A 19,679-nucleotide genomic window follows, 5' to 3' on the forward strand; every position below is an offset into this window, starting at 1 on the left:
TTTTGAAGGATTTTTTTATGAATATCAGGTATGCTTTTAGGTTATAAAATAAAAATTCAATTATTTCGTTTCAAGGAATTGTATCCTGTTAAAAACCAAAAGGTTTATGAAGTCTAATATCCTTGTTGCCAGTATACTGGCAGTACCCATGATGTGTGCCGTAGCCTCCTGTGGAAGCGCGTTCTCCGAACAGCGTGACAGTCGGCCGCCTGTTGACACCACCGATAAAGAAAGTACTGCAGCTGCCGTTACGGCCGAACCCCCAGCTTTGCCTGCCGTACCGGATTCCGCCGAATATTTCGCAAAAACAAAATATGTTGCCAATGGAGACACCACTGGCAAATGGCCTGTGCAAACCTCCCTGCCGGTAGCCGGTGCGATCCTTCCCTACAAGCGGATCATCGCCTATTACGGCAACCTGTACAGTACCAGGATGGGTATCCTGGGGGAATATGCCCCTTCCGTAATGCGTGCCAAACTGCAGGATGAAGTGAAACGTTGGGAAGTAGCTGATCCGAATACGCCGGTACAACCAGCCCTGCACTATATCGCGGTAACTGCCCAGGGTAGTCCCGGCAAAGGTGGTAAATACCGTCTTCGTATGCCATTCAACCAGATCGATTCTGTACTCAATATGGCAAAGCCGCTTAACGCTATCGTATTCCTCGATATCCAGGTTGGACTGAGTACATTGCAGGATGAAATTCCCCTGTTGGAGAAATACCTCGCGATGCCGAATGTGCACCTGGGGATTGACCCGGAATTCTCGATGAAAGGAGGAGATGTTCCCGGCAAGCGGATTGGCACTTTTGATGCAGCCGATGTGAACTATGCTTCAGGTTACCTGGCTGACCTTGTGAAAAAACATAACCTTCCTGCCAAAATTCTCGTGGTTCACCGTTTTACCAAGGCGATGGTGACCAATTCGAAGGACATCAAAGTGCGCCCTGAAGTACAGACCGTGATGCATATGGATGGCTGGGGAGCACCTGCCAGGAAGATCAATACTTATCGCCAGTTTATTTACAAAGAACCAGTTGAGTTCACCGGTTTCAAACTGTTTTACAAGAATGACCTGAAAGAGACGCCCGGGCGAATGATGACTCCTGATGAACTGGTGAAACTGAAGCCAATGCCGATGTACATCCAGTACCAATAGATTGTCGTAAACTATAACATTTACTTCGTTTGACCCCTGTAGTTGCCGGTAAGGCGATTCCGGGGGTCTTTTTATTATGCTGCATCTTCCTGCTTGTTCATAAAGTCTTTAATCGCCGAATGGTACACTGATTTTCCCTCACGCACCGGGTAGGCTGCCTTTTTCACAGGGTCGTTGATGATTGACTGTGCGTAGGCCACCGCTTCACTGAATTTGCTTTTATACTTCAGTTGTTCTTCGCTGGGTACTACACCCGACATATCGGGGTATTTACTGACAAATGTTTTCCCCCTGATGGTGCGGATGACGATCTCCTTCCCAATGTGTCCGCTAAGATTCTTTAGCAAAATACTTTTGGATCTGGCCATTTTTAGGTCAAAAATAGGTCTTTTGGTTCATAAAGTATATTTTTATCCTGCGTTAATCCTACGTTATTCTTACGTTTAGTGTGTTCTTTAGGTTCGCAAATGGTCCCCGAAGGCTTTGGGAATAGTCTTCAGACCGTTTACGTGCACGGAAAAGGAATGCCGAAGGCAACTGCTTTGAATCGGGGTTGAACAGGTTTGACTTATGGTTGACCGGAGAAGTGTTGCCGTGTGCTCAGGACACGCCCAGGTAATGCAACACGATATAGGCCAGGATGATCAGGATGAGGATCAGGACGAGCGCGATATAGACAATGGGATTGTCTTTCCACCGTCTTTTCTCCCGGCGTTGCTTTTTTTGTTCGAGGTGTTTTTTAAGGTCGGCATTGAGCTGTTTGACATAGTCATGCAGGGCTGTCTTGTCGTCAAATGCCTGAAGTCCTTCCATGGCGTCAGCAGCGAACGGATTTTCCTCCAGCCACTCTTCCACCAGGTGCTGATCCTGCTGTGACAGCACGCCATTGAGATAATCCATCAACAACTGGTTGTCGATGTCTTTATTGCTATGGGATAATATGTTGAGCAGGTCCCTGTTCATGATTTCTTTGCCATTTGCTGCAGCCTGCGCTGGATAAGCTGTTTCAGGTTGCGCTTACCATTCTGGATAAAACTTTTTACCTGCGGAAGGCTATAGCCGGTTCGCGCTGCGATCTGCTGGTAAGTGTTTTTCTCCAGGTAAAATAAAGTTACGCATTGCTGCTGTTCCTGGTTCAAGTCTTGCAGACCTTCATGCATCCATTCGAGCAGCTGGTCTTTCTCCCGGGCGTGGTTAAGGTTTTCTTCTTCGGCTGCCAGTTGTATGTGTTCAGTGATTTCAACTGGAAACCGGTTCTTATCACGGAACTGCATCAGGCAATGGTTGCGCGCGATCATATAAAGCCATGACTTGATATAATCTACTTTGTATTTTTCCAGTTCCGTGATCGCTTTCAGGAAGATCTGTTGCACGGCGTCACGTGCGGCATCCTCCTGTTTCAGGTACTTCATGCAAACCCCCAGCAACAGCAACGTATACCTTTCCAGCAAGATGCCCAGCCAATCTTTGTTGCGATCGGCATAGTACCGCTGAAGCAGTTCCTGGTCGGTGATATGCGCATACCTTTTGTTGTTCACGCGATCAAGTTATGTATTTTTACCTGAGATGCACCAACACTGCATTTTCCATAAAACTATTCATGAATACCGAAAATTTGCTGATCCCTACGGTAGCTGTTTGCGCAGTGCGTACGGAAGCTGATCACCGCAGCGAAATGTCGAGCCAGCTATTGCTGGGAGAGCAGGTGTTTCTGCTCGATGAGCTGCCCGGCTGGCTGAAGGTGCGCAGTGTGCATGATGGCTATGAAGGCTGGTGCCAGGCGATCCAGCTGGCTGCTTTAACAGGTGATACACCCGCCATCGCGGGATATTACAGCGGTCATACCGGCTTCGCTAACGTCAACGGTCAACCGATGCAGGTTTTTATGGGGACGCCGGTGTATGAAGGCCCGGTCAAAGCGGGTGTTTATGACATCAGGTTCACCGGTCTTGGTTTCGGATATGGAAACACACCCAGTCTGCCTGTCCTGGTGGAAGCCATTGCTTTCCGGTACCTGAATACCTCCTATTGCTGGGGAGGAAGGACACCGGCGGGCATCGATTGCAGCGGATTTGCACAAATGGTTTACCGGCAACTCGGTGTGCACCTGTTACGCGATGCCTGGATGCAGGCAGGGCAGGGGGAGGAGATCGGTTTCCTGCCGGAAGCCCGTTGCGGTGACCTTGCTTTTTTTGATGAACCGGATGGCCGCATTACGCATGTGGGGATTTTGCTTAATGACCATGAGATCATTCATGCGAGCGGAAAGGTGAGGGTGGATGATATCGACCACCAGGGTATAATCAGCCGTGACCAGGGCAGACGCACCCATCGGTTGCGCCTGCTCCGGAGGATCACTGCGGATTAAACTTTATTACCGAAATTTTCCTTGTACGAGTTGATACCATCCTGGATGATCTGCAGGGCTGTGGCTTTGTCCTGGAATTCATTCACGATCACTTCCTTTTTCTCCAGGTGTTTGTATTCTTCAAAGAAATGCCGCAATTCGTCAAAGAAGTGGCGGGGCAGTTCTTCAATGTTGTTGTAATAATTGACACTGGGATCGTGGGCAGCAACGGCGATGATCTTGTCATCGGCATCACCGCTGTCGATCATGCGCATCACGCCGATCACCTTGGCTTCCATAAGGCAAAGCGCCTGAACCGGCTGTGAAGTGATCACCAGGATATCCAGAGGATCCTTGTCGTCGCCGTAGGTGCGGGGAATAAAGCCATAGTTACACGGATAATAAAAAGAAGAATAGATGATGCGGTCCAGTTTTAGCAGGCCGCTGTCTTTGTCGATCTCGTATTTTGCTCTTGAACCCTGGGGGATCTCGATAATGGCAGTTACGATACGCGGAGCCTGTTCGCCGGTGGAAACGCCGTGCCAGGGATGTGCTACAGTCAGCATGTGATGATTCAGTTTAATGAATGTCTTTCAGGTCCACCAGCCATTCTCCCTGAATGCGGACGATCTTCAGCGTGGTGGGACTGTTTTTGTATGAATTGGAATAGGTAAAACTTACTGTGGAGTCGTTGATGTTTTCGATTTTGGAAGGGAGGATATTTGCTTCCTGGTAGCTGACCCTTTCAGCAGCTGACAGGTTGCGGTATTTTGCTTTCCAGGTTTCGAAAACCATCAGGTTGGCGGAATCTTTCAGCAGGTAGAATTCTGCCTTGGGAATATTGCCATCGAGAGAGGCGCGGATAAATTCCCTTCCGGCATCCTGGGCATCTTCTGCCCTGGAATAACCTTCACTTCCGCAGGAGGCTACTACCATTGCGCCCATAAGGGCAAGGAAAGATAATTTCATGGTTGCAAACTTAAATAAAAAAGGCGTCAGGATAGTCCTGACGCCCCGGTCTTTCCGGCAAGGCATCATTAATGCTGCTGCTCTCTTTCTTTTTCGCGGTCGTAAGCCCTGATGATGGCTTTCACCAGGCGGTGACGAACCACATCTTCTTCGTCCAGCGCGATGTGAGAGATGCCATCGACATGCTGGAGGATTCGCACGGCCTTTTCCAGGCCGCTTTTCTGGTTTTTCGGCAAATCCACCTGAGTAAGGTCGCCTGTGATGATGGCCTTCGCATTGGCCCCGATCCTGGTCAGAAACATCTTTAACTGAAGATCAGTGGCATTCTGCGCTTCGTCCAGAATGATGAACGCATTGTCAAGCGTCCGGCCGCGCATGTAGGCCAAAGGCGCAATTTCAATGGTACGGTTGCTCATGTAGTAACCGAGCTTGTCTGCTGGTATCATATCATCCAGCGCATCGTATAATGGGCGTAAGTAAGGGTCAATTTTTTCTTTCAGGTCGCCCGGAAGAAAGCCGAGACTTTCACCTGCTTCCACTGCCGGACGGGTCAGAATGATCTTCTTCACCAGTTTGTTCTTCAATGCACGGACTGCCAGTGCAACTGCCGTATAGGTTTTACCGGTACCGGCGGGACCGATAGCAAAAAGGATATCATTCTTATCCACTCCGCTTACCATGCGTTTCTGATTGGCCGTACGGGCACGGACAGTCTTGCCATTGGGTCCGAACACCAGTATGTCATTCGGATTCCTGTCAACAAAATTGTCAACCGTTTCGGCATCATCGCCGCCAAGGATCTGCTCAAAATAGTTTTCGCTCATATGACCGTTCCTTTCCAGGTACTGTACGATGAGGTTGATTTTCTCTTTTGCAGTATCCACTTGCTCCGGTGCCCCGCTCAACTTGATCTGCGTACCGCGGGAGAGAATTTTTAACAGAGGGAATTTTTTCTTCAGTATATCCAGCTTGCCGTTATTCACCCCAAAGAATTCAATGGGGTTTACGGTTTCGAGATTGATGATTTTTTCTGTCAATTCGCTTCGATTTAATTTTCCAGGGGTATAACCAAATATAACTTAACAGACCCCTATAAAACAAAGTTACTTATACACAGGTTGTGGATATTGTTAATGTTACAGGAAGCCTTTACAGCCTGGCATTCCACAGTTGCAGCGCCTGTTTCCGTCATGATGTGTTTCACCATAGTCGCAGGTGATCTCCTCATTTCTGCGGATAAATTTCAGGGCATACAATTCCACCTTATACTGATAACAACGGAGATATGCATTAGGTTGACAGGAGTGATTGACATAGCGCAACACATTCGCGTGTTTACTGGCATCAAGTGACCATCCGTTGCCTGACTCCACCATCGTGATCTTGTGTTGCTGCTGTACACGTTTACGCCCTTCACGGGCCGTAATCAGTTCGCCGCCGAGTTCGCCGATTTTTTTTCGCGCAGGGATTGTTTCTCCGGCAAAGCAACCGGTACCATCGATGGTGCTGTGTTGCTGATAAAGCCGGAACAAAAGTTTGCCTTCCTGTATTGATGTTTTTTTAGCCAAACAGATCAGAGGACAGGTAGCGGTCGCCGCGGTCGCAGATGATGCAGACGATCGTACCGCTTTTCATTTCTTTTGATAATTCCACCGCTGCATGAACAGCACCGCCACTGCTCATGCCGCTGAATATTGCTTCTTCCCGCGCAAGCCGCACAGCCATGCGCCGTGCATCGGATTCATCCAGTTCGATCACGCGGTCAACCCGCTTCCTGTCAAAGATCCGGGGAAGGTAGGCTTCGGGCCATTTGCGGATTCCGGGTATGCGTGATCCGTCAGTCGGCTGGCAACCGACAATCTGAATGTCAGGATTTTTTTCCTTGAGAAAGCGGGATACGCCCATGATGGTTCCGGTGGTACCCATGGCCGATACAAAATGCGTTACGCCGCCTGCAGTATCGTTCCAGATCTCTGGGCCGGTAGTGTGGTAATGCATCATGTAGTTGTCAGGATTTGCAAACTGGTTCAGCATGAGATAGCCTCCCTTTGCCACCTGTTCATTGGCATAGTCAATGGCGCCTTCCATCGACTTCTCCTTTGGAGTGAGAATTACTTTGGCACCGAATGCCTCCATGCCCAGTACCCGTTCCCGCGTAGCGTCCTCCGGCATCACCAGTTCAATCTCCACACCATAAAGGCTGGCGATCATAGCCAGTGCAATGCCGGTATTACCACTGGTTGCTTCTATCAGTTTGATACCAGGTTTCAGTTCGCCGCGATCGAAAGCACCTTTGATCATGCCATATGCCGCACGATCCTTGACGCTGCCGCCGGGATTATTCCCTTCGAGCTTCGCCAGGATGGTTACAGCGGGATTGACGATTACATGCTTTAACGTAACGAGGGGCGTATTGCCAACAAGGTCCAGGATTCCAGCCATACAGGGTAGTAATTGCTTGCAGGATGGAAAGATATTACAGAAATCTTAATAAACTATCGTAGTAGGATTGTTGAGCTCTTCCGTGATCATTTCGCCCAGTAATTTTTCCTGCTGCTGTACCCAGGCCGGAAGTGGCTGCGGGATGATCACCCAATCATTATCCTGTTTCCGCATCCTGAACATTACCCGGTTTCCGCGGTCATCTACCACATCAATCGAAAAAAGGGTTTCCTGCAGTACCGTCATCTTACGGAAATTGAATTCACGCAACCGGCCTTCTGCTTTAATCAAACGGGTGAATTGGATATTCTTTACAAATTGGATCTGCATATGATTTCAGTAAACGTTAACAAAATGATCACGATATACCTGCAATTCCCGTGCTATTTCCTGATAATAAATCGCTAAAACGCAGAAAGTTTTTAACATTTGCGGGATGTACAGTAAAACGGCCCTTTCTGAACAGAAGAGCAGATTTTTTACTGCCCTCGGCAGGTATATGTCCCCGGTCCCCTCTGCTGGCGGCGACCCGGTAAACTGGATGAATTACCGTACAAAATTACGACATCTTCACATCCGCATGGAACTATTTCCCCGCAACTGCAGGATCAGTTTTGTGCTCTCGGGAAAAGACGAATCTGAACGGCTTACCCATTATGCCATGCTGGAGAGTTTTTTACCGGTATGGGAGGAAACCTGCGGCAGCGGATGGACCTGGCTGCGCCATGACCTCACCCCGGAAGGCGCACCGTGCTGCAGGATCTTCCGGTTGCTGGAGAATGTTTCTGTTATGGACGACCGGCACTGGCCGGAAATGATCAGTTTCTTCAAGCAGCACCTCCAGGAACTGGACGCATTCTGGCAGGAAGTAAAAGACTTTTTCCCGCTGGGCAACTGAGCCCTCCGTTTTACTTAACCCTTTTCCATAATTCGGTCAGGGGAAGGTTGATTTCCCTGCCCATTTTCTGTTCGCCGCGATAAGTCACTATTTTCAGGCTGGAAGCACCTTTGGGAAAAACCAGCGGTTCTGAATAAACAGGGTAAAACTGGTCGGGATAGAATTCATCAAAACTGTAATGTATCTGCAGGTTATCCACTTCCGTGGCAAGGCTTACCTGCAGGGTGCTGTCTGCAATCTTTTTAACAGTTACAATGGGGTCATACATGCTGCGGCTATAGTTGGTACCAGCAAAGCCGGAACGCGCAAAATGCGCTTCTGTGCGGGTCACAAAATCCTTCCAGTCTTTTTGTGCCGGCATGCTCCAGACGGATTCGGCCACAGCCCAGCCCCGTGGCCAGAGCATATACTCCGCATGGCGTACAGTATGCAGTCTTTCGCTCCACAGGTTGGCTTGTCCACCGAGAATATAGGCGGAATCAACACCTGCCGGAACCGGATTGAAGGCATAGGATTTTTTCAGGCGCAGCATGGAATACGTCGGGGGTTCGGCCAGCGGATCGCCCTGGTACAGGTCCACATACGTATAGGTGGATGGAGACATTACCACGGGATGCTTCAGTTTTGCTGCCTCAATGCCTCCTTTTTCACCCTGCCAGCTCATCACTGCTGCTCCGGGTGCAATACCGCCCTGGAGAATCTCATCCCATCCGATCATTTTTTTGCCTTTGGAGGCGATGATCCTGGCTACCCGCTTTACAAAATAGCTTTGTACTTCATCCATGTTCTTCAGTTTCTCCTTCACCATCAGCGCTTTGATCGCATCGGATTTCTCCCAGAAACCCTTGTAGGTTTCATCACCGCCCATATGGATGTATTCGTAAGGAAACAATGCTGCCACCTCTGTGAAGATCTTGTCCAGCACTTCGTACACTTTTTCATTGGCAGGGCAGAGGTTATTGTCTTCCAGTCCGTAAAAGTGTCCGCCTCCGGGCCAGATCATAAACCGGTTGCCCGCATTTACCTGGTAGTATCCCGGTGTGCATACCAGTTCGGGGTAAGCAGCGATCAGTGCCATGCTGTGACCCGGTATATCGATTTCGGGCAGGATGGTCACAAACCGGTCCTGCGCGTAGCGGATAATCTCTTTAATATCTTCCTGGGTATAGTAGCCGCCGTAATCTTTTGCCTCTGTTGAATCAGGCTTGGTGAATTCACCCCAGCGGCCTGTGCGTTGCGGACGGTAGGCGCCTACTTCCACCAGGCGTGGCAGGCTTTTGATCTCTATCCGCCAGCCCTGGTCATCCGTCAGGTGCAGGTGGAGCCGGTTGTACTTGTACTTCACCATATTGTCGATGAAATCCTTTACCTGCTGTTTGGTGAAGAAATGCCGGGCGACGTCCAGCATCAGACCGCGATAACCAAACCTTGGTCGGTCTGTAACAGATGCATAGGGTATGATCCAGCTGATGCCATTCTGGATGGTCTTGCTTTCAATTTGCGGCGGCAGCAGTTGCAACAGGGTCTGACAGCCATAAAATAATCCTGCTGCGGTATTCGCCTGGATCAGTATGCCTTTTTCGTTTACAGTTAACCGGTAACCTTCCGCAGCGAGTGCTGTATCTTTTCTGGCGTTGAGCCGGAAACTAATCTGTGTATTTGCGGTGCTGCCTTTTTCGGGAACAAATTCACTGGAATATCCGGTGGCTGCCTGCAACCTGGCGGATAACTGTGCGGCAATGGGAACTGCGGCACCTTCTGCACTGATCAGAACGGGATTGCGCAGCGTCAGCTGTCCGCTGCCGGCTGCATAGTGCGCGGGCAGCGGGATCAATGCAGGTGAATTGCCGGATGACTGGGAACGGGTAGCGATCGAGAGGGCCATCATGCCCATCAGACAGAGGAATCTTAACATTTGTCTTCGTTTGGTCCTGATGCCTGAAAATAAGGATTTTGTTATTTTAGGGGCATATACCGATACATGAAACTATTATTCTTACCGCTGCTTTTCCTGATTACAACTGTACAGGCACAGGATTGTGCACTTCAGAAAGGCACTGATGATTTTTCCGGGCAACCCAAACTGTTTACCGGTTTTATGGAGTTGCAGGACGTTCAGTTGAATATTGAAGCAAATGCAAAAGAAATCGATTACTTTTTTGTGATCCAGAATTCAGCAGCGAACTGCATCGGAGAGGCGTCTGAAGCGTTGTTTGTTTTCGAAGGCGGAAAACAGAAGATGACGCTGCGCAATACGGGCGGCGATAATTGCAACGGGTATTTTCATATCCTGATGAAAGGCGGCATGTATACACCAACACCCCTGCAGCGATTATCTGCAAAGAAGGTGGTATCCATTACGTTCTCCGACAGGAATGACAAGAAGACTGTTGTTGCGCTGAGCACAGATCAGCAGGAGTTGCTGATGAAGGTGAGCGCCTGTATAGCGCGTGATGCCAAAACACTGGTGAAATAAAAAAAGCCCCCGGAAGGAGGCTTTTCTATGATATTCCGGTACTGATCAGTAACGGTAGTGTTCCGGTTTGAATGGTCCGTTCTGCGGAATTCCCAGGTATTCAGCCTGCTCGTTAGTGAGTTCTTCCAGCACCACGCCGATCTTCGCAAGGTGAAGGCGGGCTACCTTTTCGTCAAGGTGCTTCGGCAGTACATAAACCTTGTTTTCATACTGCGCGTGGTTGCTCCACAGTTCAATCTGTGCCAGTGTCTGGTTGGTGAAGGAATTGCTCATAACAAAGCTGGGGTGGCCGGTAGCGCAACCCAGGTTAACGAGACGGCCTTCAGCCAGCAGGATGATGTCTTTTCCATCTACATTGTAGATGTCAACCTGTGGCTTGATCGTGTCTTTCGTGTTGCCATAGTTTGTGTTCAGCCAGGCTACATCAATCTCGATATCGAAGTGCCCGATATTGCAGACGATCGTTTTGTCCTTCATGAGTTTGAAGTGTGCTCCGGTAATCAGGTCGCGGCAGCCGGAAGCAGTGACTACGATGTCCGCTTCTTTCACAGCATCGATCATTTTCTTCACTTCGAATCCATCCATTGCAGCCTGCAGGGCGCAAATGGGATCGATTTCGGTAACAATTACGCGGCAGCCGGCGCCGGCCAGTGATGCTGCGGAACCTTTGCCTACATCGCCATAGCCACCCACAACAGCAACTTTACCGGCAAGCATCACATCTGTTGCACGACGGATGGCATCCACGAGGGATTCCTTGCAACCATATTTGTTGTCGAATTTGCTCTTGGTAACAGAGTCGTTCACGTTAATGGCAGGAATGGGCAGTGTGCCTTTCGCCATACGCTCATAGAGGCGGTGAACACCGGTAGTGGTCTCTTCACTGAGTCCGCGGATATGGCGGATCAGTTCAGGGTATTTGTCAAAAACAATATTGGTCAGGTCACCGCCATCGTCCAGGATCATGTTCAAAGGACGATCAGCGCCACCGAAGAAAAGCGTTTGCTCGATACACCAGTCAGCTTCTTCCAGGGTCTGTCCTTTCCAGGCGAAAACCCCAATGCCGGCAGCGGCAATGGCAGCGGCGGCATGATCTTGCGTAGAGAAAATATTGCAGGAGCTCCATTTTACTTCTGCACCGAGGGCAACCAGGGTCTCGATCAGCACGGCAGTCTGGATGGTCATGTGCAGGCAGCCGGCAACCCTCGCACCTTTCAGCGGCTGGCTGGCGCCATATTCAGCACGGAGTGCCATCAAACCGGGCATTTCTGCTTCTGCTAAACGGATCTCTTTCCTTCCCCATGCCGCGAGGCTGATATCCTGCACTTTATATTGCAGCGAAAAATCAATATTCGACTTGGCAACAGTTGACATATTTTTTCAATTGGTGAGCGGCAAAAGTACGACAATTCTTCCTTTCTGCTATGGCTTACCCAGTTTTGTAACAATCTCTTCTATTCAGGGGACAAAGGGGGTTCGGGTGAGGTATTCATACGGACAAGGTTGTTGTTTAAGGAGTTGTGTAACGGTCTTATCAATGGGCAGGCTGATCTGCTCCGGTTCAAAATCTTCCCAGTTGATAAAACGGAAAGTTTCGGTTTCGCCGGTAGCTTCGTAACGCTCCAGTTCCCGGGTGTCAAAGTCAAAAGGACGCTCCCTTAAGGGTGCTTTGATAGGCTCAAGCGCCCGCGCAAAATAGTAAATGGAGATAATCTGTTCCGAGGTGCGGAACGCACTCATCTGAAAGTAGTCGGTAGTATAAATATGATCCAGTACCTGTACGTTCAACCCCATTTCTTCCATGAACTCACGCTTCAGGCAATCTCTCGTTCCTTCTCCGAATTCCAGTCCGCCGCCTGGGAACTTGGTATAGTAGTTTCCACGGATCTTTTCATCGCTCACCAGCACCTGCTTTTGTTCATTGAGTAGAATGCCGTAGACGCGGATCGTAAACATGAAGGATAGATTAGAAGAGTTTTTTCCGGAGGAAGAACCAGCCGATCACCAGGGAGATGACCATTGACAGGAACACCGGAATATAGAAGGCATAGGGTGAATTTGCAAACGGTATCGGCACGTTCATGCCGTAAATGGATGCCACCAGTACCGGGAAGGTCAGTACGATCGTGATCACCGACAGCCTTTTCAGTACTTCGTTCTGGTTGTTGGCAATGATGCTGGCAAATGCATCAAGCGTACTCGACAGGATATTTGTATAGATGTTGGCCATTTCAAGGGCCTGGGAGTTGTCTACGATAAGGTCATTCAGGAATTCTTTCTCTTCTTCGTTCAGCATCAGGAAATTGGTGCGTTCCAGTTTGACCAGCAGCAGTTCGTTGCTGCGCAGGGCAGTGACGAAATACACCAGGCTTTTCTGGATCCGCATCAGCTGCAGCAGTTCTTCATTCCGGTTCGCGTCATACAGCCGTTGCTCCAGGAGGTTGCGTTTGTGATTGATCTCCTTGAGGAATTCCATGTAATTCTGCACCACTTTTTCAATGATCTTCAGGCACATCATCTTGCGGTTGTCAGGATGCCTGTTCTGGAAAGTGTTCAGAAATTTTTTGATTGCGTCATTCTCAAAGGAGTTCACCGTCACGATCTGGTTGTGGGTAAGAATGATACAGATCGGAATGGTGATATAAAATGCGTCGCTGTCGTTGAAGGAGTTGTTTTCTGTTGGCGTCTTGATGACCAGCAGTTTGACATTGTCTTCTTCTTCAAAGCGGGTTCTTTCGTCGATATCGAGGGAGTCTGTGAGGAAGTCAAGGGGGATATCCAGTTCCCGGGATAATTCTGTGAATTCCTCCAGTTTGAGCGGAGGAAGAACGTTGACCCATGCGCCGTCATCCGGCCTGGAAATGGCAACGGTCTGGTGATTGATATTTTTGAAATACTGAATCAAACGATAGGGTATGCAAATAAAGGATTTATTCCGGAAGGGTGATCGATCCCTCAAAAACTTTTTCAGCTGGTCCGCAAAGCCATACATTGGTAAAGCTTCCATCTGGCATTCTTTCGAATTCAACGGACAGTTTGCCGCCCCTGGTGGTGACGATCACTTCATTAAAGCCGAGCTCGTTGTGGTAATTGACGATAGCGCTTGCCGTTACGCCGGTGCCGCAGCTGAGGGTTTCGTCTTCCACGCCGCGTTCGTAGGTACGCACCATGATCTCGTCGTCGGAAAGCTGCTCTACAAAGTTCACATTGATGCCGCCAGGTTGAAATTCGCTATGGTAGCGGATTTCTTTGCCTTTATGGAATACGTCATAGTCCATCAGGTTGACTACAGATTTCACATAGTGGGGTGACCCTGTATCAAGCACCATGTCGCCATTATGCTGGTTGATGGCCGTTACGTCCTGCATTTTGAGCCGAACGATGGAATGGCCGTCAATTTCTGCCTCATGCGGTCCGTCAGCTGCTATAAACTTATAGGTGGAGCGGGCGAGTCCGCAATGAAAAGCAAATTTCACCAGGCATCTTCCACCGTTGCCGCACATGGAACTTTCCCTGCCGTCGGCATTATAGTATTTCATGGCAAAATCAAACCCTGGCAGCTGGTTGAGCAGCATGAGACCATCAGCGCCGATTCCGAAGCGCCGGTCACAGATATAGTGGATCTGGGAAAGACTGAGCTGAAGTTGTCCGGCGCGGTTATCCAGGATGACGAAATCATTGCCGGTGCCCTGGTATTTATAAAATGGTAATTGCATGTTTTTCTATAGTGTAACGATAACAGGTAAGGCTTTTTGAATGAGTCGAAGTACGGCAGCCTGACCATCGGATGAAAAGGTGCGGGATACCCGGTTGGCCACAACGGCATTCAGGCTGATGCAGTGGTGGCCCAAAAGTTTTCCCAGTCCGTAGATCGCTGACGTTTCCATCTCAAAGTTAGCGATCCTGTGCGGACCAAACCGGAAACCGGTAAGGCGGTTGACAAGTTCCGGATGTTGAAGTCCGAGGCGGAGAATACGTCCCTGTGGGCCATAGAAACCGGGGCAGGTTACAGTGATGCCATGGTGGAAGTCTTCAACAAAATGACGGAGCAGTCCGGGTGCGGCACCAGCGATATAGGGTTGCGAAATGCTGTGCAGCTGGGTTTGCGTTACAAAGGCCTGGATCAGCTGGAGGTCACCATCGGTGGTATCCTGCCGGTAATAGTGCAGGAGATTGTCCAGCCCGAGACCATAGGTTCCTGCAACAAATCCATCTACCGGTATATCTGCCTGCAGTGAACCGCAGGTGCCCATGCGGATAATGGTCAGTGGCTTCAGGGTGCTATGTACCTGCCGGGTGGCAAAGTCGATGTTCACCAGTGCGTCCAGTTCATTCAGCACGATGTCGACATTGTCGGGTCCGATCCCGGTTGCTACAACAGAAAGTCTTTTGTTGCCGATCCAGCCGGTGTGGGTGACGAATTCGCGATGTTGATTTTTATAGTCAATTTTATCGAAATGCTGACTGACCACCCCAACGCGATCGGGATCACCCACAGTGATAATGGTGTCCGCAATTTCCTCTGGTCTTGTGTCAAGATGATAGATGGCACCACGCTGATTAATTATAAGTTCAGATGATGCAATAGGAATCATACGGTCTGCGTTTAAGGAAAGAATTTTGTGTTCAAATGTGACACGAATGTATAAAAATACATACATTCGTGCCCGATTTGGAACAATGGTCCTGTGGCCGAGTGGCTAGGCAGAGCTCTGCAAAAGCTTCTACAGCAGTTCGAATCTGCTCGGGACCTCAACCATTACCTCCGATAAACCCGTCATTATGGCGGGTTTATTGTTTTAATGAAATTTCCGGTTTCCCATACAATGGTGTTGATGACAGCAGTTGTGCTGTCGCTTCTGTCTTGTTCCAAAGAATCGACAAAACCGGCACCCGGGTCGATTGGTATCGAGGCAGGCGATGAAGTGCGGCTGCTTTCGTCCAGTGGTTTCTTAACCGGAAAGGTTTCTGGAAGTGAGGCGATCACTTCAAAATGGGAACAAATTTCCGGTCCCAGCGAGGTGGAGATCGTTAGTCCGGACAGTCTTACAACCTCCATACGACAACTTACTACGGGAGTATACTGGTTTCGTCTTACTGCAACAGGCAGCAGCGGTGTTGCCGGCAAAGATTCTGTCCGGCTTGTAGCCAAAACTGGTCACTATACCGATACACTGTTTATTTATTTATCTGCAGGGCAGAGCAATATGGATGGCCGGGCAGGGAGTCCTTTTCCCTATGCCAGCGCTGCGATGGTAGTAGACGGTGTTAATGTCTGGCAATGGGGAAGCCCAGCACATAATTCGTTTCAGTCATTTGAATACGACAGGTACAATGGAAGCCAGTCGCCCGGTACACCCAGGTGGGCAGGTGATATTATTGCTGCCCGAAAGATCCGTGACAGTTTGTACCGGCAACAAAGGCCGGTATACCTCCTCAAAGTAACGCGGGGTGGATCAGCTTTATCGCCTTTTACCAGGGAGCCCGCCTGCTGGACGATTCCCCAGGATTCCGTACCGGCAGGTCGCGAACGGATGTTTGATACCCTGAAGAACCGCCTGAATGCAGTCAGACAATGGTCATATGACCAGGACAGTGCCAGGTATATCAAGGTTGTCGGGATGATGTGGCACCAGGGGGAGAGCGACAAATGGGCTACAGCGGCATACCAGTACCGGTTGACCAGACTGTTTGCCGCAATCAGGCAGGAAGTGAATGACCCGGTGATGCCGATTGTTATGGGAACAATTACATCGTCGTCTGCAGATTATAGTCCTTTAATTCACCAGGCACAGCTGAATATTGCAAAGGCCGACCCGCATATTGCTATCGTCGAAATGGATGGACAACCGCTTTTGCCAGACGGTGTTCACTTCAATGCAACAGCACAAACCTATTTTGGCGATCAGCTGTACAGCATCATCAAAACATTTGCACGTTAGTTTACTATTTTCGCCATTGAAATATGAAATACTCCAATGTAATCGGTGTACTCGCAGCTGTCATTATCATTGCAAGCTGTTTTTTTCCATGGATCACCGTGCCTGAAGTAAACATCATCGTCAAAGGTTTCGATGCCGGAAATACCAAATTCGGAAAGCCGGGACTCGTCAACAGCTTTATGAGCGTTTGCGCCATTTTGCTGTTCCTGATCCCAAGGATCTGGGCAAAAAGGTTCAATCTTTTTTTTACAGGTTTCAACCTGGCCTGGGCCATCCGCAATTTTATCCTGCTCGCTACCTGCCGGTCGGGCGATTGCCCGATAAAGCAACCCGCGCTGTACGTGATGCTGGGGGCCTCCCTGTTGATGATCGGCATGGCCATGTTCACCGACCTTCCGCTAAAAGACGAACCCCGGAGCATTTCCGGTAACAGCGCGGGTAATAAAGATGAAAGTGATCTTTAATCCAGCTGCGCAAGGCAGCGCCCGATGATCTCCACTGATTCCAGGATCTGTTCCCTGGTGATCAGCAGGGGTGGTGCCAGGCGGATCTTATCACCATGAGTCGGTTTGGCCAGTAATCCTTCTTCTTTCATCAGCAGGCAAAGCTGCCAGGCTGCTTCCTTGTCTGCATGATCGATTACGATGGCATTCAGCAGGCCTTTTCCCCGGATTTCCCGGATATGGGGCGATCTGAGTTCCGCCAGGGCATTTCGCAACACTTCGCCCATAGCGGCGGCATTTTCCGCCATCTTTTCCGACTTCAATACCTCCAGGGCAGCCATTGCCACTTTACAGGCGAGCGGATTGCCACCATAGGTTGATCCATGTTCACCCGGTTTGATCGTCAGCATGACCTCGTCATTAGCCAGCACGGCGCTGACTGGCAGTACACCGCCGCTTAATGCTTTCCCGAGGATCAGGATATCCGGTTTCACCCCTTCGTGGTCGCAAGCCAGCATTTTGCCGGTGCGGCACAGACCGGTCTGGATCTCGTCGGCGATAAACAGTACATTGTATTGGGTGCACAGGTCGCGTACTCCCTGCAGGTAACCGGCATCCGGTAACACTACACCCGCTTCACCCTGTATCGGCTCCACCATAAAGGCGGCGACGTCCGGGTTCTGCAGGGCGGTTTCAAGCGCTGCGAGGTCGTTATAAGGTATCGTGTCGAAGCCCGGAACAAAGGGTCCGAACCTGCCGTAGCTGCTGGGGTCAGTAGATGCGGAAATTGCAGCGATGGTCCTTCCCCAGAAATTGTTTTCTGCAAAAATGATCCGCGCCCTGTTTTCGGCAACTCCCTTTCGTGTATAGGCCCAGCGGCGGGCCAGTTTGATGGCAGTTTCTCCGCCTTCCACACCCGTATTCATGGGCAAAACTTTATCGTACCCGAAATAGCGGGTGATATATTGCTCGTATTCACCCAGGAGGTTGTTGTAAAAAGCTCTTGAGGTAAGGGTCAGTTTGGATGCCTGGTCCACCAGTGCACTGATGATTGCAGGATGGCAGTGCCCCTGGTTGACTGCACTGTAACCACTCAAAAAATCGTAATAGCGTTTGCCGTCAACATCCCAGAGAAATACGCCTTCGCCCTTTTCGAGCACAACAGGCAGGGGATGGTAATTATGGGCACCGAATTGTTCTTCCAGTTCAAGGAAATAGCGTGATTTTTCGCTGACGGCGATAGACGTTGATGTCATGACAGACAGATTGAAAGATGAAAAAGATCAGCCCGGGGGCTGGATAAAAACAGTGTATGGAATTGTAATAACGATCAGCGTCGATGGTCGAGGAAATCGAGATTGCCGGAGAGGAAGCAGAATATGGTGTTATTGCTGCGGATAGCGCTAATTTTTCACAAGATAGGGAATTCCCAGATACGATATTCCGGGGGGAACAGGCGATGTGCTGCGGGAGGCAGTTCGTTGTAAATGCCATAGAAGGTACTTCCGGAACCGGACATTCCCGCAAATACAGCACCGCTGGAAAGGAGGGTTGTCTTCAGGGTCAGCAGTTCGGGATAAGCAGCCAGCACCGGCGCTTCAAAATCATTCACCAGCATTCCGTTCCAGGAATCAGGTTCAGCAGACAGGATGGTGTTCCAGGCTGTGGCGCTTCCGGAAGGTTGCACCTGTGAGAATGCCCAGGCGGTATTGATATGGATTCCGGGATAGACTACCAGCAGCTTTTTTCCCGACAGGGCAGGAATGGAAACAGGTTCCAGTAATTCTCCGCGGCCGGTGCCAAGGGCGGGCTGGTTGAGCAAGAAAAAGGGGCAGTCACTGCCGATTTGCAGGGCATACTCCTTTAACTGCTGCGGTGTCAGATCAATGCGGCACAGTTCACTGATCAGTTTCAGGGTAAAAGTGGCGTCAGCTGATCCGCCGCCCATGCCGGCTCCCAGGGGAATATTTTTATGAAGGTGGAAACTGATGGCGGGAATATCAAAATCCTTTGACAGCAGTTTGAGTGCCCTGATGCAGAGATTTTTCTCGGGCGGCCCGTCCACCGGTACACCTGACAGCGTAAAGGCAGGTTTTTCCGCCCGGATACCTTCCAGCACATCACACAGGGGAATAGGGTAGAAGATGGTTTCCAGGTTGTGGTAACCATCGGGCCTTTTTGCCATAACCCTCAATCCGAGATTTATTTTGGCATTCGGAAAAACGATCATTACTGATTCTTGCGGCTGTTGATCTCGTCGCGGATAGCAATGGCGCGGATATAATCTTCCTGCTCCAGTACCTCATTCAGCAACACCTGCAATTCTTCCACGCTCAGTGCGCGCAGGTCGTCATTTCCCGATTCTTCTCTTTCAGGTCCGCTGACGGATTTCTTCTTTTTGCCACTGCTGTCTTCCATCAGGATGCCTGCACTCTCAAGGATATTCTCGTAGGTGTAAATGGGACAGCCAAAGCGCACGGCGAGTGCCAGTGCGTCGGAAGTGCGGGAATCGATCTCCACGGTGTCATTTTCCCCCACACAGACCAGTTTTGAATAAAAAATGCCTTCCTGCAGGTCACTGATCACGATTTCAGTGAGGTCCACATTAAAGGCACTCATAAAGTTTTTCATCAGGTCGTGTGTAAGGGGCCTGCTGGGTTGCATCTTTTCCAGGGCTACCGCAATGGCCTGTGCTTCAAACCCACCGATAACGATGGGCAGACGGCGCAAACCATTCACTTCCCCCAGTACTACCGCATAAGAATGGGTCTGCGTAATACTATGGGAGAGGGCGACTATTTCCAGTTCTATCTTCCTCATAATGAATGCACGAAGCTAAGGCATTTTGTTAAAAAAGATAATCTCTGATTTGGCGGAATTATACAGAGAGGAGGTTTGAAGTTTGGGGTTTGGCTTTGCCTACCGGAGCTTCAGCGTAGGTAGGGGTTTGAAGTTGGGCCAGGCACCAGATTTGTCTCTTGAAACGAAGTGCTGTTTTAGCTT

General features: G+C 49.7%; 24 protein-coding genes and 1 tRNA gene. 7 read left to right on the forward strand and 18 right to left on the reverse strand.

The annotated features are described in order from the left end of the window. Positions 1–106 precede the first annotated feature (106 nt). Entirely contained in the window at positions 107–1,159 is a 1,053-nt protein-coding gene (locus FPE01S_RS13680) for a hypothetical protein (protein WP_157474026.1), read from the forward strand. Positions 1,160–1,233: 74 nt separating this feature from the next. Here the strand turns inward: FPE01S_RS13680 and FPE01S_RS13685 are convergent, their stop codons facing one another. From FPE01S_RS13685 to FPE01S_RS13695, 3 genes are all read right to left on the reverse strand, one after another. Next, positions 1,234–1,527, reverse strand: a complete 294-nt coding sequence (locus tag FPE01S_RS13685) for a hypothetical protein (RefSeq protein WP_046369501.1) — start codon at positions 1,525–1,527, stop codon at positions 1,234–1,236. Between the two features lie 232 nt (positions 1,528–1,759). Then, on the reverse strand, positions 1,760–2,122 hold the full coding sequence (locus FPE01S_RS13690) for an anti-sigma factor family protein (protein WP_046369502.1): 363 nt from the start codon (positions 2,120–2,122) through the stop codon (positions 1,760–1,762). Next, a complete protein-coding gene (locus FPE01S_RS13695) occupies positions 2,119–2,697 on the reverse strand; it encodes an RNA polymerase sigma factor (protein WP_052955774.1) in 579 nt (192 codons plus the stop codon). Before FPE01S_RS13695 ends, FPE01S_RS13690 begins: the two co-directional genes overlap by 4 nt. Positions 2,698–2,759: 62 nt before the next feature. Here FPE01S_RS13695 and FPE01S_RS13700 point away from each other — a divergent pair, with 62 nt between their 5' ends. Further along, complete coding sequence (locus tag FPE01S_RS13700; RefSeq protein WP_046369909.1) at positions 2,760–3,527, forward strand: C40 family peptidase; 768 nt, start codon at positions 2,760–2,762, stop codon at positions 3,525–3,527. On the opposite strand, the gene FPE01S_RS13705 is transcribed toward FPE01S_RS13700, so the two are convergent. From FPE01S_RS13705 to FPE01S_RS13730, 6 genes are all read right to left on the reverse strand, one after another. Further along, positions 3,524–4,072: an inorganic diphosphatase gene (locus FPE01S_RS13705; protein ID WP_046369503.1), complete on the reverse strand. Its 549-nt coding sequence runs from the start codon at positions 4,070–4,072 to the stop codon at positions 3,524–3,526. The two genes, FPE01S_RS13700 and FPE01S_RS13705, sit on opposite strands and share 4 nt — an antisense overlap. Positions 4,073–4,085: 13 nt before the next feature. After that, positions 4,086–4,475, reverse strand: coding sequence for a hypothetical protein (locus tag FPE01S_RS13710; RefSeq protein ID WP_157474027.1), 390 nt, complete (start codon positions 4,473–4,475; stop codon positions 4,086–4,088). Between the two features lie 68 nt (positions 4,476–4,543). Beyond that, a complete protein-coding gene (locus tag FPE01S_RS13715) occupies positions 4,544–5,512 on the reverse strand; it encodes a PhoH family protein (protein WP_046369505.1) in 969 nt (322 codons plus the stop codon). Between the two features lie 99 nt (positions 5,513–5,611). Then, complete coding sequence (locus FPE01S_RS13720; protein WP_046369506.1) at positions 5,612–6,043, reverse strand: SET domain-containing protein; 432 nt, start codon at positions 6,041–6,043, stop codon at positions 5,612–5,614. Then, complete coding sequence (cysM, locus tag FPE01S_RS13725) at positions 6,036–6,917, reverse strand: cysteine synthase CysM (RefSeq protein ID WP_046369507.1); 882 nt, start codon at positions 6,915–6,917, stop codon at positions 6,036–6,038. The genes FPE01S_RS13720 and cysM overlap by 8 nt, the downstream gene beginning before the upstream one ends. A gap of 45 nt (positions 6,918–6,962) precedes the next feature. Next, a complete protein-coding gene (locus FPE01S_RS13730) occupies positions 6,963–7,247 on the reverse strand; it encodes a hypothetical protein (protein WP_046369508.1) in 285 nt (94 codons plus the stop codon). Positions 7,248–7,353: 106 nt separating this feature from the next. On the opposite strand from FPE01S_RS13730, the gene FPE01S_RS13735 reads away from it, so the two are divergent. Continuing rightward, the gene (locus FPE01S_RS13735; protein ID WP_046369509.1) at positions 7,354–7,815 is read left to right on the forward strand and encodes a DUF4268 domain-containing protein; all 462 of its coding nucleotides are present in this window, start codon (positions 7,354–7,356) and stop codon (positions 7,813–7,815) included. Positions 7,816–7,825: 10 nt separating this feature from the next. Here FPE01S_RS13735 and FPE01S_RS13740 read toward each other — a convergent pair whose 3' ends face one another. Further along, complete coding sequence (locus FPE01S_RS13740) at positions 7,826–9,730, reverse strand: beta-N-acetylhexosaminidase (protein WP_046369510.1); 1,905 nt, start codon at positions 9,728–9,730, stop codon at positions 7,826–7,828. Between the two features lie 66 nt (positions 9,731–9,796). On the opposite strand from FPE01S_RS13740, the gene FPE01S_RS13745 reads away from it, so the two are divergent. Further along, positions 9,797–10,291, forward strand: coding sequence for a hypothetical protein (locus tag FPE01S_RS13745; protein WP_046369511.1), 495 nt, complete (start codon positions 9,797–9,799; stop codon positions 10,289–10,291). A 45-nt stretch (positions 10,292–10,336) separates the two neighbouring features. Here the strand turns inward: FPE01S_RS13745 and ahcY are convergent, their stop codons facing one another. From ahcY to FPE01S_RS13770, 5 genes are all read right to left on the reverse strand, one after another. Beyond that, the gene (ahcY, locus tag FPE01S_RS13750; RefSeq protein ID WP_046369512.1) at positions 10,337–11,665 is read right to left on the reverse strand and encodes an adenosylhomocysteinase; all 1,329 of its coding nucleotides are present in this window, start codon (positions 11,663–11,665) and stop codon (positions 10,337–10,339) included. A gap of 84 nt (positions 11,666–11,749) precedes the next feature. Further along, positions 11,750–12,247, reverse strand: coding sequence for an NUDIX hydrolase (locus FPE01S_RS13755; protein WP_046369513.1), 498 nt, complete (start codon positions 12,245–12,247; stop codon positions 11,750–11,752). Between the two features lie 10 nt (positions 12,248–12,257). Then, complete coding sequence (locus FPE01S_RS13760) at positions 12,258–13,196, reverse strand: magnesium transporter CorA family protein (RefSeq protein WP_046369514.1); 939 nt, start codon at positions 13,194–13,196, stop codon at positions 12,258–12,260. Between the two features lie 25 nt (positions 13,197–13,221). Beyond that, positions 13,222–14,007, reverse strand: coding sequence for a diaminopimelate epimerase (gene dapF, locus FPE01S_RS13765; protein ID WP_046369515.1), 786 nt, complete (start codon positions 14,005–14,007; stop codon positions 13,222–13,224). Between the two features lie 6 nt (positions 14,008–14,013). After that, positions 14,014–14,886: a nucleoside phosphorylase gene (locus tag FPE01S_RS13770; protein WP_046369516.1), complete on the reverse strand. Its 873-nt coding sequence runs from the start codon at positions 14,884–14,886 to the stop codon at positions 14,014–14,016. 87 nt (positions 14,887–14,973) lie between these two features. On the opposite strand from FPE01S_RS13770, the gene FPE01S_RS13775 reads away from it, so the two are divergent. From FPE01S_RS13775 to FPE01S_RS13785, 3 genes are all read left to right on the forward strand, one after another. Continuing rightward, positions 14,974–15,044 (forward strand) — tRNA-Cys (locus tag FPE01S_RS13775). A gap of 82 nt (positions 15,045–15,126) precedes the next feature. After that, positions 15,127–16,233, forward strand: coding sequence for a sialate O-acetylesterase (locus FPE01S_RS13780; RefSeq protein WP_169749167.1), 1,107 nt, complete (start codon positions 15,127–15,129; stop codon positions 16,231–16,233). Positions 16,234–16,256: 23 nt separating this feature from the next. Then, complete coding sequence (locus FPE01S_RS13785; RefSeq protein WP_052955776.1) at positions 16,257–16,697, forward strand: hypothetical protein; 441 nt, start codon at positions 16,257–16,259, stop codon at positions 16,695–16,697. Here the strand turns inward: FPE01S_RS13785 and rocD are convergent. The 3 genes from rocD to FPE01S_RS13800 all read right to left on the reverse strand — a co-directional run bounded on the left by rocD (position 16,694) and on the right by FPE01S_RS13800 (position 19,496). Further along, entirely contained in the window at positions 16,694–17,932 is a 1,239-nt protein-coding gene (gene rocD / locus FPE01S_RS13790) for an ornithine--oxo-acid transaminase (protein ID WP_046369518.1), read from the reverse strand. The two genes, FPE01S_RS13785 and rocD, sit on opposite strands and share 4 nt — an antisense overlap. A gap of 155 nt (positions 17,933–18,087) precedes the next feature. Further along, the gene (gene ispE / locus FPE01S_RS13795) at positions 18,088–18,906 is read right to left on the reverse strand and encodes a 4-(cytidine 5'-diphospho)-2-C-methyl-D-erythritol kinase (protein WP_046369519.1); all 819 of its coding nucleotides are present in this window, start codon (positions 18,904–18,906) and stop codon (positions 18,088–18,090) included. Continuing rightward, entirely contained in the window at positions 18,906–19,496 is a 591-nt protein-coding gene (locus tag FPE01S_RS13800) for a bifunctional nuclease family protein (protein ID WP_046369520.1), read from the reverse strand. The genes ispE and FPE01S_RS13800 overlap by 1 nt, the downstream gene beginning before the upstream one ends. Positions 19,497–19,679 lie beyond the last annotated feature (183 nt).

Origin of the sequence: Flavihumibacter petaseus NBRC 106054 (genome assembly GCF_000974785.1) — a bacterium.
Lineage (GTDB): Bacteria > Bacteroidota > Bacteroidia > Chitinophagales > Chitinophagaceae > Flavihumibacter > Flavihumibacter petaseus.

Bases quoted from the DNA above. Each gene is read 5' to 3' on its own strand.
- FPE01S_RS13680 (WP_157474026.1), top strand. From the start codon at position 107: ATGAAGTCTAATATCCTTGTTGCCAGTATACTGGCAGTACCCATGATG.
- FPE01S_RS13685 (WP_046369501.1), bottom strand. From the start codon at position 1,527: ATGGCCAGATCCAAAAGTATTTTGCTAAAGAATCTTAGCGGACACATT.
- FPE01S_RS13690 (WP_046369502.1), bottom strand. From the start codon at position 2,122: ATGAACAGGGACCTGCTCAACATATTATCCCATAGCAATAAAGACATC.
- FPE01S_RS13700 (WP_046369909.1), top strand. From the start codon at position 2,760: ATGAATACCGAAAATTTGCTGATCCCTACGGTAGCTGTTTGCGCAGTG.
- FPE01S_RS13705 (WP_046369503.1), bottom strand. From the start codon at position 4,072: ATGCTGACTGTAGCACATCCCTGGCACGGCGTTTCCACCGGCGAACAG.
- FPE01S_RS13710 (WP_157474027.1), bottom strand. From the start codon at position 4,475: ATGAAATTATCTTTCCTTGCCCTTATGGGCGCAATGGTAGTAGCCTCC.
- cysM (WP_046369507.1), bottom strand. From the start codon at position 6,917: ATGGCTGGAATCCTGGACCTTGTTGGCAATACGCCCCTCGTTACGTTA.
- FPE01S_RS13730 (WP_046369508.1), bottom strand. From the start codon at position 7,247: ATGCAGATCCAATTTGTAAAGAATATCCAATTCACCCGTTTGATTAAA.
- FPE01S_RS13735 (WP_046369509.1), top strand. From the start codon at position 7,354: ATGTACAGTAAAACGGCCCTTTCTGAACAGAAGAGCAGATTTTTTACT.
- FPE01S_RS13740 (WP_046369510.1), bottom strand. From the start codon at position 9,730: ATGTTAAGATTCCTCTGTCTGATGGGCATGATGGCCCTCTCGATCGCT.
- FPE01S_RS13745 (WP_046369511.1), top strand. From the start codon at position 9,797: ATGAAACTATTATTCTTACCGCTGCTTTTCCTGATTACAACTGTACAG.
- ahcY (WP_046369512.1), bottom strand. From the start codon at position 11,665: ATGTCAACTGTTGCCAAGTCGAATATTGATTTTTCGCTGCAATATAAA.
- FPE01S_RS13755 (WP_046369513.1), bottom strand. From the start codon at position 12,247: ATGTTTACGATCCGCGTCTACGGCATTCTACTCAATGAACAAAAGCAG.
- dapF (WP_046369515.1), bottom strand. From the start codon at position 14,007: ATGCAATTACCATTTTATAAATACCAGGGCACCGGCAATGATTTCGTC.
- FPE01S_RS13770 (WP_046369516.1), bottom strand. From the start codon at position 14,886: ATGATTCCTATTGCATCATCTGAACTTATAATTAATCAGCGTGGTGCC.
- FPE01S_RS13780 (WP_169749167.1), top strand. From the start codon at position 15,127: ATGACAGCAGTTGTGCTGTCGCTTCTGTCTTGTTCCAAAGAATCGACA.
- FPE01S_RS13785 (WP_052955776.1), top strand. From the start codon at position 16,257: ATGAAATACTCCAATGTAATCGGTGTACTCGCAGCTGTCATTATCATT.
- rocD (WP_046369518.1), bottom strand. From the start codon at position 17,932: ATGACATCAACGTCTATCGCCGTCAGCGAAAAATCACGCTATTTCCTT.
- ispE (WP_046369519.1), bottom strand. From the start codon at position 18,906: ATGATCGTTTTTCCGAATGCCAAAATAAATCTCGGATTGAGGGTTATG.
- FPE01S_RS13800 (WP_046369520.1), bottom strand. From the start codon at position 19,496: ATGAGGAAGATAGAACTGGAAATAGTCGCCCTCTCCCATAGTATTACG.